Below are 12232 nucleotides of genomic sequence, written 5' to 3'. Positions count from 1 at the left end.
CAGCTCAGCCCTACTCAGATGAAGTTCCGCCGGCAACAACCACCCCCCGACTGACTGTCCACACCCTCTCCACCTACCATTTGGCACAAATTCCGTGACCCCAACCAATTTTCCCCACATAAAAAAGCCCCAGCTTCACACTGAGGCTCAACTAACATTCGAGTGTCGCTTACTTCGAACGGTTATTGATGTTAATAGCGCCGGAGCGGCCGCCAATGGTAATTTGGTCTCCTAGCTCGATTGCTCCACTCAATAACATTTCACTCAATTCGTCTTCGATTTGTTTTTGGATCGCGCGACGGATTGGACGGGCACCGTATTCTGGATCGAAGCCAGCATCCGCAATGATATCCACCGCTGTGTCAGTTACACGGGCAGAAATTTCAAGGTCTTCAAGACGATTGATAATTTCTTGCGCCTGAAGTTTAACAATTTCACGAATTTCTTCTTTAGATAGGGGTTTGAAGACAATCGTCTCATCAATACGGTTGATAAATTCCGGACGGAACGTCTTCTTCACTTCCTCATGGATTCGTGCCGCCATTGCATCGTAGTCGTTCGAATAATCAACGGCACCAAAGCCGACAGATTTGTCGTCACGCAAGGCGGTTGCACCCAAGTTTGATGTCATAATAAAGATGGTGTTACGGAAGTCCACTCGGCGGCCTTTTCCATCGGTCATGTGTCCATCATCAAAAGCTTGTAGCAAGATGTTGAAGACATCCGGATGTGCCTTCTCCACTTCATCCAATAGAATGACCGAGTAAGGTTTGTTACGAACTTTCTCCGTCAATTGGCCAGCTTCATCATAGCCCACGTAACCTGGAGGTGAACCAACTAGTCTCGATACGCTATGTTTCTCCATATATTCTGACATGTCCACGCGAATCATATTATCCTCGCTGCCGAAAATGGTCGCAGCTAACGCTTTGGCTAACTCAGTCTTACCTACCCCTGTTGGACCCAGGAATAAGAATGATCCGATCGGACGATTTGGGTTTTTCAAGCCAGAATAAGCTCGGCGAATCGCACGAGAGACCGCACTGACAGCCTCATCTTGACCAATTACGCGCTCGTGCAACTCAGCTTCAAGATTAATTAGGCGCTGAGACTCTGCCAAGTCCATCTGCTGAACTGGGATACCAGTTGCTAAGGAGATCACTTCAGCAATATCTTCCTTAGTGACTTTCAACACTTCAGGCGAAGCTTGATCTTGAGCCGCTTCTTGGATTAGCCCGTCCATATCTTTCTCCAATTTCTTTTCTTGTTCACGAATTTGTTGAGCCTTCTCGAAATTACGCTCTAAAATCGCCGCTTCTTTCCGTGTATTCAAGTCATTCAAGTCGCTACGCAAACGTGTCAACTCTGTCGCTTCTTGTGTCGCATCAATCCGAACCTTCGCTGATGCCTCGTCCATTAAGTCAATGGCTTTATCCGGCAGACGACGGTCAGTCATGTAACGCATACTCATCTTCACCGCTGCATTGACCGCTTCTTCAGTAATCTCGACTTGATGATGTTGCTCGTATTTCTCTTTCAGACCATTAATAATTAATATCGACTCTTCCTCATTCGGTTCATCAATCTGAACTCGAGAGAAACGACGCTCTAGTGCGGCATCTTTTTCAATATGTTTTTGATATTCATCTAGCGTTGTCGCGCCAATCACTTGAATCTCACCGCGCGCTAAAGCAGGTTTCAAAATATTGGCCGCATCAATCGCGCCTTCAGCCGATCCCGCACCAATTAGCGTATGAATCTCATCGATAAAGAGAATCACTTGACCATCTTGGGTTATCTCTTCAATAATCTTCTTCATGCGCTCTTCAAATTCACCACGATACTTCGTTCCAGCTACTAGCGAACCAGTATCGAGCATCATCAGGCGCTTGTCCTTAATATTATCCGGCACGGTACCATCCACTAAACGTTGCGCAAACCCTTCAACGACTGCTGTTTTACCAACACCGGGCTCCCCAACCAATACGGGGTTATTTTTCGTACGACGACTAATAATTTGGATCATTCGGCGGACTTCATTCTTACGTCCTACGACCGGGTCCAATTTACCAGACCGGGCTAACTCGGTTAAATCACGTGCTAAACTATCTAACGTCGGCGTCGTTGACTCACTTGTTGCCCCTTCATTCCGCTGATTTGAACCATTACCCCCTTGCGCACGACGACGTTGGCGGCGGCCTTCTTGCCCATGCTCACCATGACCTTCAAGGCCAATCACTTTGTAGATTGCTTTGCGTAAATCTTGTAAATCAACCCCTATATTGTGTAACATCGCAGTTGCTAGAACTTCTTCTTTCAACATACCAAGTAACAAATGCTCTGTACCCACACGAGATACACCTAAACGCTTCGCATCATTTGATGCATTCATAATAATTTTCTTCGAACGTGGGCTGTATGGAATTACAATCTCACCGGCAGTTCTTGGCATGGCTGTCCGGCCATGAATCATCTCTAGTTCTTTCAACAGAACATCATACGTTGCGCCTGCTTCACGCAACACATTCCCAGCAATCCCTTGTTCTTCGCGCGCTAAACCAAGCAAAATATGCTCGGTTCCTACCGCTTGGTGGCGCAAGTAATAAGCTTGTTCCGCCGCATAAATCATGGCTTGCCTTGCACTCTCTGTAAATAATTCTTCAAACATGTTCTCACCTCGTTAAGATTTTATGTTATTGCAACCTCTGCTTTTCAACAGGGTATCGGTTTAATAAATATAACGCAATTGCATCAACATCTGCCTCAAAAGCATTGCGCGCAACTCATCCTCTTGCGTTGATAACCCCGATAGAAATTCCGGATCAATCATCGAGAACATTAAGATGGCTTCACGCTGATCAATAATCTCATCTTCCAGCAAAGTATTAATAATCGTAGTGGCATTGCGATAGGTAATAGCTGAACCAATCAGGGCTGCCATCTCCTCAAGCGCATGCGCATCGTCGATCACCTCGACCTTTAAAATACGGATATAACCGCCACCCCCACGCTTACTTTCTACCATATAACCGTGTTCCTGGGTAAAGCGAGTGTTAATCACATAATTGATTTGCGAAGGTACACAATCAAAGCGCTCCGCAATATCTGACCGCTTAATCTCAACTGTCGAGCGACTCGCTAGAATTTCTTTCAAATAAGCCTCAATAACATCCGACATACTGCGCCGTACCATTGTATCCCTCCTATCCAATTATTTCGATGAGTCATTCACTGACCTTTCTTGACCATTATATCATCTTCCATCCCTTTTGCAAATTAGATGCCTAGCGACACGCTTGACTTATCAAATTGAATATCTCATCTTCACCCCGAATCATTCATCATATTGAGCATATAATCAGAAAAAATATCCCATCAAAGCCTATGGTATCGCTAAAGTTAAATTTAATTTTATTAAAAATAAATATTTTGTTGTTTTTATATTGACATATCAATTTACGCACCCTTACAATAGGTCTTAAGAAACCAGTTTCAACGAGTTAGATAAGTTAAATGAGAGGAGGTACTACCTTGAATATTGACTGGGTTAGGTTAGAAGAACTACTTGCAGAGTGTGACTTAACGAAATATCAACTTGCCGAACTTATTCATTATTCCCCAACAACAGTTTATCGATGTTTTAACGGTGAGCGCAATCCAAGCTATGATTTTATGAATTGCATTATCCGCGAGCTCGCGCTCACCCATAGTGAAATACAGGAAATATTCTTTGCTAACTAATCTCCTTGACACAAAGCAACATGCACAATGCATGTAATTTACTTTGCTTTGAATTATGATGCTTTCACCATCATCAAGCTGTACTTCCCTTTAATTTAGACGGCATTCTACTCACACCAATCTTGCGATGTGACGTTCTCGCTAAATCTTCATCCACAAGAATGCCCGTCCGTGCGCATTCCTCGCGCATGACCTCAACCGAGCCTGCGAACGCTTCCCAGGCTCTTCTCTATTAATAATACTTCTCTCAAATCAATCCCAACGCACCACATTAATCGATACAACCATCACAGGAGGTTATCTATGGATCATCAATACTACTACCACGAGCACCTATTACGTTTATTTGCTCCTTTAGTGTATAAGACGCTCGCCCGGTGTAATATTCATTCTGCGCATATCCATTATGACGACTACTGGCAAGAGCTGCGTATCAAACTCTTGCAAATTGCTCAAAACTTTGACGGACAGCCCCTTACTAATGACGATGATCGGTACCGATTCACCGCCTATGCTCAGCGAGGACTGTACTGGCACTTAATTGATTTGATTCGACGCGATCAACGGGACCTCGCTCGTCAAGAGACCCCTGAAGACTTACAAGCATTTCTTGAAAATCTCAGCGAACCAGAGAACATTCATCAAGCACCCCCATCGATCGCATCAATGTACATTACACGCTTTATCGAACAAGCGCGCCATCATCTCTCAGAAGAAGAATATCAACTCTTCCTATTACTGACGACCGAAGTCGGGACCTATACCGAAATTGCTGAAATTCTCGGTATTACGCGCGAAAATCTCTACAAGCGCCGCATCCAACTTCGCCGCAAACTCCACCCCTTAAAATATTTATTGAAAAAATAGTTCCATTTTATTCCTTGCCACCCTTTCTATAGATGTCAGCTCGAGCTGATACTAACTCAAAGGAGGAATTCAAATGAAACGAGAATTCACAAATAGCCGTCTAGTCTTAGGGACACTCAACCCCCTAACTGATAAGAAAAGTCGCATTAGTTTGAACAACTTGACAGAAGATGCTCCAGGGGATGCGGTCCAAGCCATCCGTGACACACTCGATCAGTTAACGGAAGATTCCGTAGAGAATGTCTCTGCCGTTGTTACTTACGAATACCGATAAGATATAAGGAGGAAGCGCGATGAAAACTACTTCACACGTACTCGAATTACAATTCAAAGATGAATTAGGTAAAGCAACCAAAATCAGCATTAAAAACCCTACTCAAGGTGTCAATGCTGATACGGCGAAAGCATCACTCGAGACGATCAGTCAACAAAAAGTCTTCCGTGGTAAGAATGGCTTGAATTACCACGAACCAGCTGGCGCTCGTTACGTCACCCGTCAAGTTGATACCATTTATCAGACGAATTAATCCCTTACCCTTAATCCCAATGGACACACGTCCGTCATGATAGCGAGAGTCACATCACAACCCAAGACTGTAGCCTACCCGAGAGAAGTAGCCTACAGTCTTTTCTATCAGGAGGTTTTACTATGACTTGGATTGAACTCGGCACCATCCTTAGTACCGTGATGGTAGCCTTTACTTTTATTACGAAAGCCATTCAATTGATTACCGCCATTCATCAGCTGATATTACGCATCGACCAATTAACGACACAAGTCGAACAACACGCAGAGCGCATTAATCGACTCGAACAAGGAGGTTGTTATTATGTTGCTGGATAATCGACACTATGACACACTGAAGTGGATTGCCTTAATTTTACTACCCGCCTTAGCAGTTTTAGTCGGTGGCTTGGGCGACCTTTACCAGATTACTTATCGCGATCAAGCCGTCCAGACGATTAACTTACTGGCGACCTTTCTCGGCGCCCTCTTACAGATCTCTAGCCATCACTACCATCAATCCTAACCATCATCCCCGAAGCGATTCCTCAATTTAGGAACGCTTCGGGGATTTATTGATAATCCATGAAAGACTTCTTTCATTTAAGCGAATTCATGATATGATGTTAGAGGTGTATGCTACAACAAATGAAAGGGCCCTGAATAGCCCGACCGTTATATTATACGAGGAGGATACCATTGATTCGTGCAATTGGATTTGACTTAGATGACACGCTCTATGAACGCTATGATACTTATCATAATGTGTTCCAAGCGATGCAAGAGGACCACGTTCCACTGGAAGTGCCGTTTGAGGACTTCAACCCTGTCTACCAGCGTTATTCTGAAGATGAATTCTTTAAGTTTATGGCAGGTGAGAAAAGTAAGCTTGATTATAAGCGAGACCGGGTGATTCGTACTTATCGACACTTTGACAAGTCGATTTCAGCTGATACGGCTATGGCGTTCGAACATTTATATCAGACATTACGCCAAGAAATTCAATTCGTTGATGGGGCTGCGGAACTTCTTCAATGGGTGCGCGAACAAGGACTAATTCCATTTATCTTAACCAACGGACCGAGCAAAGACCAACGTGCAAAGATTCAATACTTACAACTTGAACAGTACGTTAACCCTGAACATCTCTTTATCTCAGATGAACTTGAATGCTCCAAGCCAGATCCAATGATCTTCCAGAAGATCGAGCAACAACTCAACTTAAAGCCCGACGAAATCCTCTATATTGGAGACAGTTGGCCGAATGACGTCGAGGGAAGTACTCAAGCCGGTTGGGAAGCCATCTGGTATACCGATCATCAAGAAGGTGATTATCCATACCAAGCAAAAAATTATCAAGAAATTAAAAGTTGTATTGAACAAATTTTTGAAGCATCACAAATTAATTAATTATAGTAAGAAACTGCGAATCCTCAATTGAGTGACTCACAGTTTTTATTCTTAGTCAAATACACTTGCCCTGGGTATCCTTGACAGGATACTTCTGCTAATTCCATTCATACAACAAAGCTCATTACTTAGCTTCTAACTTAAAACTATCCGCCACAATCAAAACAGTAGATAGATTATGTAAGGTTGCTAACATAGACCCTGACATCCACCCCATCAAACCAAGCCCAATTAAGGATGTATTAATCCCAATCGCTCGATGTAAGTTGCGAGATAGTTGATGGTCGAGGCGTTGATTCAAGTCCTTCAAAGTGTAAAGGGAAGATAAATCATCATTGATAAAGATTATATCGCTAACTTGACGAGCAATATCAGATGCATCTCCCATCACTACACCTATATCCGCCTGCGTAATAGCAATTGAATCATTCAGACCGTCCCCGATCATTAATACATTATGTCCGGCCTGCTGAGCTGTCGTTATATAGGTTACTTTATCTTGTGGCGTGACCTGTGTTTTGACCTCATCAAAATCTACGGACTCTTGTAATAATCTCGACCTTTCAGGAGTATCTCCGGTTAATAGCACAATCCGCTTGCCCTCAGATTTTAGTTGTGACAAGACCTCTATTGCATTCTCACGCAGTGGCGTATCGATGCAGAAGATCGCAATTAACTCTTTTGCTCGAGCTAAATACAGTAAATTATACAAATCTCGATAATCATCTGCAAATTCTATCTGCTCTTGAGTTAAACAGACCCCTTCGGAATGGATAAACGCTTCACTTCCAATTAAAACTTCATCGCCATCAATGGAAGATTTGATTCCTCGTGATGCTATATGTACCAGGGGTCCATGCATCTCTTCGTGAGTAATACCTTCATCACGTGCTTTATCAACCACCGCTTGTGCAATCGGATGATAGAGATGTTCTTCCAGACAGGCCCCAATCGAAAGAACTTCTTGATAACTATGCCCTGCAAATGGTGCAACTTTCGCTATAGATAATTTAGACTCTGTGAGCGTCCCCGTCTTATCAAAGACAAAGGTATCAATCTTTCCATATAAATCAAGATTATTTGATCCCTTAATAATCACTCCCGCTTCCATAGCTTCACGAAGTGCCGTCAAGTATGTCACAGACGTTGACAGTTTGATGGCACACGAGAAGTCGACCAGCAAGAATGATAACGCCTTGCCCCAATTCTGGGTAAGGAAGTAGGTGATCGCTAATCCTAGAAAATTATATTTTACGAGGCTGTCTGCACGATGATAGAGTCTTGCTTGATTGGCGGATTGCGCTCCCAACGATTGATGGATTGCTTTTACCAGCTCCTCAAGACGACTATTAAAGACCGCATCTGTGACTTCTACAACAATCTCGCCAGATTCTAGCGTCGTATTAGAATAAACTTCATCGCCAACTTGTCTCGGCACCGGGAACGGTTCTCCAGTTAAATTACTTTCTTGAGTTGATCCACTCCCGCGAATAATTCGTCCATCAAAGTGAATTTGCTCACCTTCTTGAACTACAATATGATCACCAACTTGAATATGCTGGGTCATAACTTGGTAACGTCGACCTTGCTCATTCTCTACCCAAATTAGAAGGTGCTCTTGATCTAAACTGGAAGTTAAGTCGTGAATTGACTTCGATATGGTCCACTCGTCCAGTCGTTCACCTAATTCTAAAATAAACATAATTCGACCCGCTGATGCTACTTCACCTAATCCAATAGAGGCAAATACCGCTGCACAGTCTAGCACTTCCATTGTTAATTGACCCCGTCTCAAATAACGCCATGCTTCCAGTAAATATAGAGTACTTTTACCGAGTGTCCAATAAATTCTTAGCGATTTAGGTACACAGAGTAGATAGACCCAGCGCTTACATAGCTGACTCGTCACGATCTTTCCGGGATTCAAAGCTGTAAATTCTTGCTTATCTTGATAGATATGGTACAGCTCGTCCACATTGATGCAATCTAACCAAGCCAGGACTTCATCGCGTTCCCCTGGTTCGTAGTATACAGATAGACGATGCTCATTCAAATAGAACTTCACGCGTTGAATCGCAGAATGTTGTTGTGCCAATTCATGTAAATAACTTTGAACAGCGGGAGTACATTTAAAAGAAACTTCAAGACGGATGCGGCCAGTATTCTCCCTTAGGATAAGCCACTTAATTCCTTTATTCACTCCACTCATCATCTTCATCTAATTGCTCAATCGCCTCAAGTTGCTTCTCATGCGCATATACGTCTTTAGCCTCTTCATATAAATCTTCAGCTTCTTGTTTAACATTAGATACAACCGTATTTACACCATCAACCGCATGCATTCCTTTAGCCAATGCATTTACGTATATTTCACGGGCACCTTGACTTCCTAATACTTGACGGGCCAGACTAGCGAATATTGCGCCTCCAGCAAATAAACCTACACCTTTTGTCCCTTTTAAAATAGTTTTTAACTTCATAATTTTTCCTCCTTACTTATTTTTGTTAATATTAATTATACCTTAATCTAAATAAAAAGAGGATGATTATAGCTACAAAAAACTGTGAGCACTCGTTCGAGTGACTCACAATTTTTATTTGCGTTTAACGTTGCTTTAATTCATCTTTCAATTGTTCAATTAGCGCCAAGATTTCTTTACGAAAGGCCTTCAGTTCTTGTTGCCCTCGCTTGATCTTCGACTGCACACTCAAGTCTATAAAAGTATTATCGACCCATATATCCCAGAAATGATCACGGAGACGATCACTTACGGCACTTGGTATCACTAATGCTACATCCGCTAATTCAGACTGTAACCGTGTTACTGATCTTTCCATGGCCTCAATCGCTCGATTCGCCTGCCGAATTTTACGACGTTTCAGATAACTAGACAGTCTCTTGCCTTTCCATAAGTCAATCCAACCCCATCTCGAAGCTCGCTTCAGCGCAGCCAATGCGATATCCACCTGCTTCAACGTAGCATAGCTCGCCTCAAGCGCTTCTTGTAGCTCTTTAGATCGGTTCATTATCTAAGCTCCTTTTTATTTTGAAATTTTAATATTCTGCTTATCTGTCTTTTCGATAGCATTTTTTATTTCCTTAGCTAATCTATAGATAACAGGAACAACCACAGAATTACCCGCTTGTTTGTATAAATGACTTTGAGCTAAGTTTGGAAGCTGAAAATCCTTTGGATATCCTTGAAATAGAAAACATTCTTGTGGAGTCAATTTCCGTATACCATATTTTGTTAATATTAATGGTACATTATGACCTCCAGTTCCCATGTTCGCTGTTAATGTCGGGCATAAATTCGATTTATTCTCTCTAACACATACTCTTCTCCACTGATATAGAGTATCTGGATTAGTAATTTCTTTTTCTAACTCATCATAAAATTTAGTTTTATCTTTTGTGTAATAGTATTTATCATCTACTTTTTCTTCTGATTTAACTATATCTTTGATTGTTGTCTTAAGCTCAATTGGCTCTATCTCTCTAAAATTTTTAAAGTCATCTTCATTTAAAAAACCAATAATATAAATCCTCTCTCTGTTTTGTGGTATATTACCATATTCGCTAGCATTTAATACCATGGTTTTCAAGAAGTATCCATAACTTTCTAATGTTTCTTTTATTACTTTATATGTATTTCCTTTATCATGACCAAGTAGATTTTTTACATTTTCAATGAATACAATCCTAGGCTTTTTATCTTTAATAATTCTAGCCATCTGAAAAAAACTTCTCCTCTTTCATCCTCAAATCCTTTTCTATACCCGGCTACAGAAAAAGCTTGGCAAGGAAAGCCACCTACTATAACATCAACATCAGGAATATCATCACTTTGAATATTATGTATATCATCTACTATAAGTTTACTTTCGTGATTAAGTTTATAGGTTTCACTAGCTTTTAGGTCTATCTCATTCCCCCAGATAACATTGAAACCCGCTTGTTCAAAACCTAGTTCTATTCCTCCGACTCCTGAAAAAAGTCCTGCTACCTTCATTGTTACCTCCCACTATCCTCGCTTTGAAGAAAATCAGTCCTTCAATGTTAAGCTCTGCTAAAATCTATCTATTAATTATTTCCTCAAAATCATCAAAACTTCCTTGTTTTAAGAAATCTAATGTATATTTACCTTCATTAGTTTTCCCTAACATGACACTATCAATCCCTATCGTTTGTAATTGATTGATGGTTACAATTTCACCTGGCTTTAATTGAAGTATATCTCTAAGTATCCATTTACCTAAATCAGAATTTGGATTGCTCATTAATGCCTTTCCGCCCTGTTGAGCAACTTTCATGCTTAGTACTTCCCCACTTGGCAACTTCACATCAAAAGGATCTGTTTTGTAATCTGATGTACTATAATCAAAAAATCCTTTCTTTTTTTGATGTATCCAACTTGGAATTGGTATATAGACTTCATCTTGATTCCTTTTTCTTCCAGAAGCATTCCATTGATTTAAACCAGATCTTAATTCCACAACCCTACTTCTAGGGCTGTATAATGGGAGTATAATGTAATCTATAAGTTTATCTTCAGAACCTTGCGGAAACTTTAAATTCGCTTCGTTTATAGAAGTTCTAGTTGCTAACAAAAAATCAAAAGGGTCTTTCAAAATATTAACATTAAAGCCATAAAGCATTTTAGTATCAGTTGTATTAAATCTTTTTAAAAGAGTACTTTTTGAAAAATTGAAATTATATTCATTAATTCCATCTACAAAATAAATTGTTTTATCCGTATTCTTTATAATTTTTATATTTTCTGTATCAACAAAATCCATGTCTTCTTCATATATACCAAAATATTTTTCACTTCTTGTTAATAAGTGATATATCATAGCATCTAGATTACAAATTCTCATTGTAGCTCTTATGCGTTCATTTCTTAATTCTGACACTTTGCGAATAAATTCTTTATCCGTCAAGTTTTTTAGGGTAGACAAATCTTTATTAAATTCTGCGACTTTCTGAAAAGTATTTCCATTCCCTTGAACAAAGGTCTTTAATCCTATTCCTATTCCATCTTTACTTGCATCGGCAGAAATATCTGATCTTGATAAGTTTTCCGCATTAAATGCTTTACAAAAAATATTTTTCCATTGCTCTATAGTATATAAATGGGTTTATACTTTCAGAGAAAAGGTTTGATAACGATCCTGTGATCTCTAAAAGTTCTACATAAATGTCTATTTCATATTTATTTTGTTGTGTAAAGAAGCTATGTTGCATTGTAGTCACCTTCAAATATTATTCTTTGAAATTGTAACATTTTTTGAAGTAATAACCTAATTTAATAAAAATACTTCCTTATGTTTTAGTATTCTGACCACATAAACTTACTACTATGAAAATCTTCTCTTTACCTCAATTATTTTTAAATTATTTAATTATAATTAAACGTTACTATATCTTCAATATTTAAATCTAACTCGATACTAATTCGGTAAATAGTTTCTAAGTGAACAAATTGGTTCTTTGCCATATTAGTAATGGTTGTTGGTGAAATGCCTGTCATTTCCGCTAATTGCTTTTTATTTATTCCTAAATCAATCATGTTCTTCCACAAATTATTGTAACTTATGCTCATAAAGATACCTCCTGAACTAAATTTAATTATGAATATTATATACATTGTTATATTGAGATTCAATATGTGTTGAAGTTGAATTTTAATCAGCAAAAATATCTTT

At 40.0% G+C, this 12232-nt stretch carries 14 protein-coding genes and 1 pseudogene; 7 read left to right on the top strand and 8 right to left on the bottom strand.

Annotated features, from left to right (window positions below; translation table 11 throughout):
* Positions 1-169 precede the first annotated feature (169 nt).
* Positions 170-2668, bottom strand: coding sequence for an ATP-dependent Clp protease ATP-binding subunit (locus HMPREF9707_RS05235; RefSeq protein ID WP_006701652.1), 2499 nt, complete (start codon positions 2666-2668; stop codon positions 170-172).
* Between the two features lie 60 nt (positions 2669-2728).
* Complete coding sequence (locus tag HMPREF9707_RS05230) at positions 2729-3193, bottom strand: CtsR family transcriptional regulator (RefSeq protein WP_006701651.1); 465 nt, start codon at positions 3191-3193, stop codon at positions 2729-2731.
* A 338-nt stretch (positions 3194-3531) separates the two neighbouring features.
* On the opposite strand from HMPREF9707_RS05230, the gene HMPREF9707_RS05225 reads away from it, so the two are divergent.
* The 7 genes from HMPREF9707_RS05225 (at position 3532) to HMPREF9707_RS05195 (ending at position 6523) form a co-directional block, all read left to right on the top strand.
* A complete protein-coding gene (locus HMPREF9707_RS05225) occupies positions 3532-3741 on the top strand; it encodes a helix-turn-helix domain-containing protein (protein WP_006701650.1) in 210 nt (69 codons plus the stop codon).
* A 303-nt stretch (positions 3742-4044) separates the two neighbouring features.
* Positions 4045-4608, top strand: a complete 564-nt coding sequence (locus HMPREF9707_RS05220) for a sigma-70 family RNA polymerase sigma factor (protein WP_006701649.1) — start codon at positions 4045-4047, stop codon at positions 4606-4608.
* Positions 4609-4681: 73 nt separating this feature from the next.
* On the top strand, positions 4682-4882 hold the full coding sequence (locus HMPREF9707_RS05215; protein ID WP_006701648.1) for a hypothetical protein: 201 nt from the start codon (positions 4682-4684) through the stop codon (positions 4880-4882).
* A gap of 19 nt (positions 4883-4901) precedes the next feature.
* Positions 4902-5135, top strand: coding sequence for a DUF2922 domain-containing protein (locus tag HMPREF9707_RS05210; protein WP_006701647.1), 234 nt, complete (start codon positions 4902-4904; stop codon positions 5133-5135).
* Between the two features lie 122 nt (positions 5136-5257).
* The gene (locus HMPREF9707_RS05205) at positions 5258-5452 is read left to right on the top strand and encodes a hypothetical protein (RefSeq protein WP_006701646.1); all 195 of its coding nucleotides are present in this window, start codon (positions 5258-5260) and stop codon (positions 5450-5452) included.
* On the top strand, positions 5439-5639 hold the full coding sequence (locus tag HMPREF9707_RS05200) for a phage holin (protein WP_006701645.1): 201 nt from the start codon (positions 5439-5441) through the stop codon (positions 5637-5639). The genes HMPREF9707_RS05205 and HMPREF9707_RS05200 overlap by 14 nt, the downstream gene beginning before the upstream one ends.
* Positions 5640-5812: 173 nt before the next feature.
* On the top strand, positions 5813-6523 hold the full coding sequence (locus HMPREF9707_RS05195) for an HAD family hydrolase (RefSeq protein ID WP_006701644.1): 711 nt from the start codon (positions 5813-5815) through the stop codon (positions 6521-6523).
* Positions 6524-6647: 124 nt separating this feature from the next.
* On the opposite strand, the gene HMPREF9707_RS05190 is transcribed toward HMPREF9707_RS05195, so the two are convergent.
* From HMPREF9707_RS05190 to HMPREF9707_RS05165, 6 genes and pseudogenes are all read right to left on the bottom strand, one after another.
* Positions 6648-8723 carry a heavy metal translocating P-type ATPase gene (locus HMPREF9707_RS05190; RefSeq protein WP_198003484.1) on the bottom strand — a complete coding sequence of 692 codons (2076 nt, stop codon included), beginning with the start codon at positions 8721-8723 and terminating at the stop codon, positions 6648-6650.
* Positions 8716-9003: a DUF6110 family protein gene (locus HMPREF9707_RS05185; protein WP_006701642.1), complete on the bottom strand. Its 288-nt coding sequence runs from the start codon at positions 9001-9003 to the stop codon at positions 8716-8718. Before HMPREF9707_RS05185 ends, HMPREF9707_RS05190 begins: the two co-directional genes overlap by 8 nt.
* 124 nt (positions 9004-9127) lie before the next feature.
* The gene (locus HMPREF9707_RS05180; RefSeq protein ID WP_006701641.1) at positions 9128-9550 is read right to left on the bottom strand and encodes a hypothetical protein; all 423 of its coding nucleotides are present in this window, start codon (positions 9548-9550) and stop codon (positions 9128-9130) included.
* 15 nt (positions 9551-9565) lie between these two features.
* A pseudogene (dcm, locus tag HMPREF9707_RS05175) lies at positions 9566-10536 on the bottom strand (DNA (cytosine-5-)-methyltransferase).
* Between the two features lie 64 nt (positions 10537-10600).
* The gene (locus tag HMPREF9707_RS05170) at positions 10601-11485 is read right to left on the bottom strand and encodes a phospholipase D-like domain-containing protein (protein WP_198003483.1); all 885 of its coding nucleotides are present in this window, start codon (positions 11483-11485) and stop codon (positions 10601-10603) included.
* Between the two features lie 440 nt (positions 11486-11925).
* A complete protein-coding gene (locus HMPREF9707_RS05165; RefSeq protein WP_006701636.1) occupies positions 11926-12129 on the bottom strand; it encodes a helix-turn-helix domain-containing protein in 204 nt (67 codons plus the stop codon).
* Between the last annotated feature and the right edge of the window lie 103 nt (positions 12130-12232).

It is taken from the genome of Falseniella ignava CCUG 37419 (assembly GCF_000301055.1).
In the GTDB taxonomy this organism is placed as follows: domain Bacteria; phylum Bacillota; class Bacilli; order Lactobacillales; family Aerococcaceae; genus Falseniella; species Falseniella ignava.
This window is presented reverse-complemented; position numbering and strand designations above follow the sequence as displayed.

What these genes read in the sequence shown, in the direction of transcription:
- HMPREF9707_RS05235 (WP_006701652.1), bottom strand. Translation starts at nt 2,668, where the DNA reads ATGTTTGAAGAATTATTTACAGAGAGTGCAAGGCAAGCCATGATTTAT.
- HMPREF9707_RS05230 (WP_006701651.1), bottom strand. Translation starts at nt 3,193, where the DNA reads ATGGTACGGCGCAGTATGTCGGATGTTATTGAGGCTTATTTGAAAGAA.
- HMPREF9707_RS05220 (WP_006701649.1), top strand. Translation starts at nt 4,045, where the DNA reads ATGGATCATCAATACTACTACCACGAGCACCTATTACGTTTATTTGCT.
- HMPREF9707_RS05215 (WP_006701648.1), top strand. Translation starts at nt 4,682, where the DNA reads ATGAAACGAGAATTCACAAATAGCCGTCTAGTCTTAGGGACACTCAAC.
- HMPREF9707_RS05210 (WP_006701647.1), top strand. Translation starts at nt 4,902, where the DNA reads ATGAAAACTACTTCACACGTACTCGAATTACAATTCAAAGATGAATTA.
- HMPREF9707_RS05205 (WP_006701646.1), top strand. Translation starts at nt 5,258, where the DNA reads ATGACTTGGATTGAACTCGGCACCATCCTTAGTACCGTGATGGTAGCC.
- HMPREF9707_RS05200 (WP_006701645.1), top strand. Translation starts at nt 5,439, where the DNA reads ATGTTGCTGGATAATCGACACTATGACACACTGAAGTGGATTGCCTTA.
- HMPREF9707_RS05185 (WP_006701642.1), bottom strand. Translation starts at nt 9,003, where the DNA reads ATGAAGTTAAAAACTATTTTAAAAGGGACAAAAGGTGTAGGTTTATTT.
- HMPREF9707_RS05180 (WP_006701641.1), bottom strand. Translation starts at nt 9,550, where the DNA reads ATGAACCGATCTAAAGAGCTACAAGAAGCGCTTGAGGCGAGCTATGCT.
- HMPREF9707_RS05165 (WP_006701636.1), bottom strand. Translation starts at nt 12,129, where the DNA reads ATGAGCATAAGTTACAATAATTTGTGGAAGAACATGATTGATTTAGGA.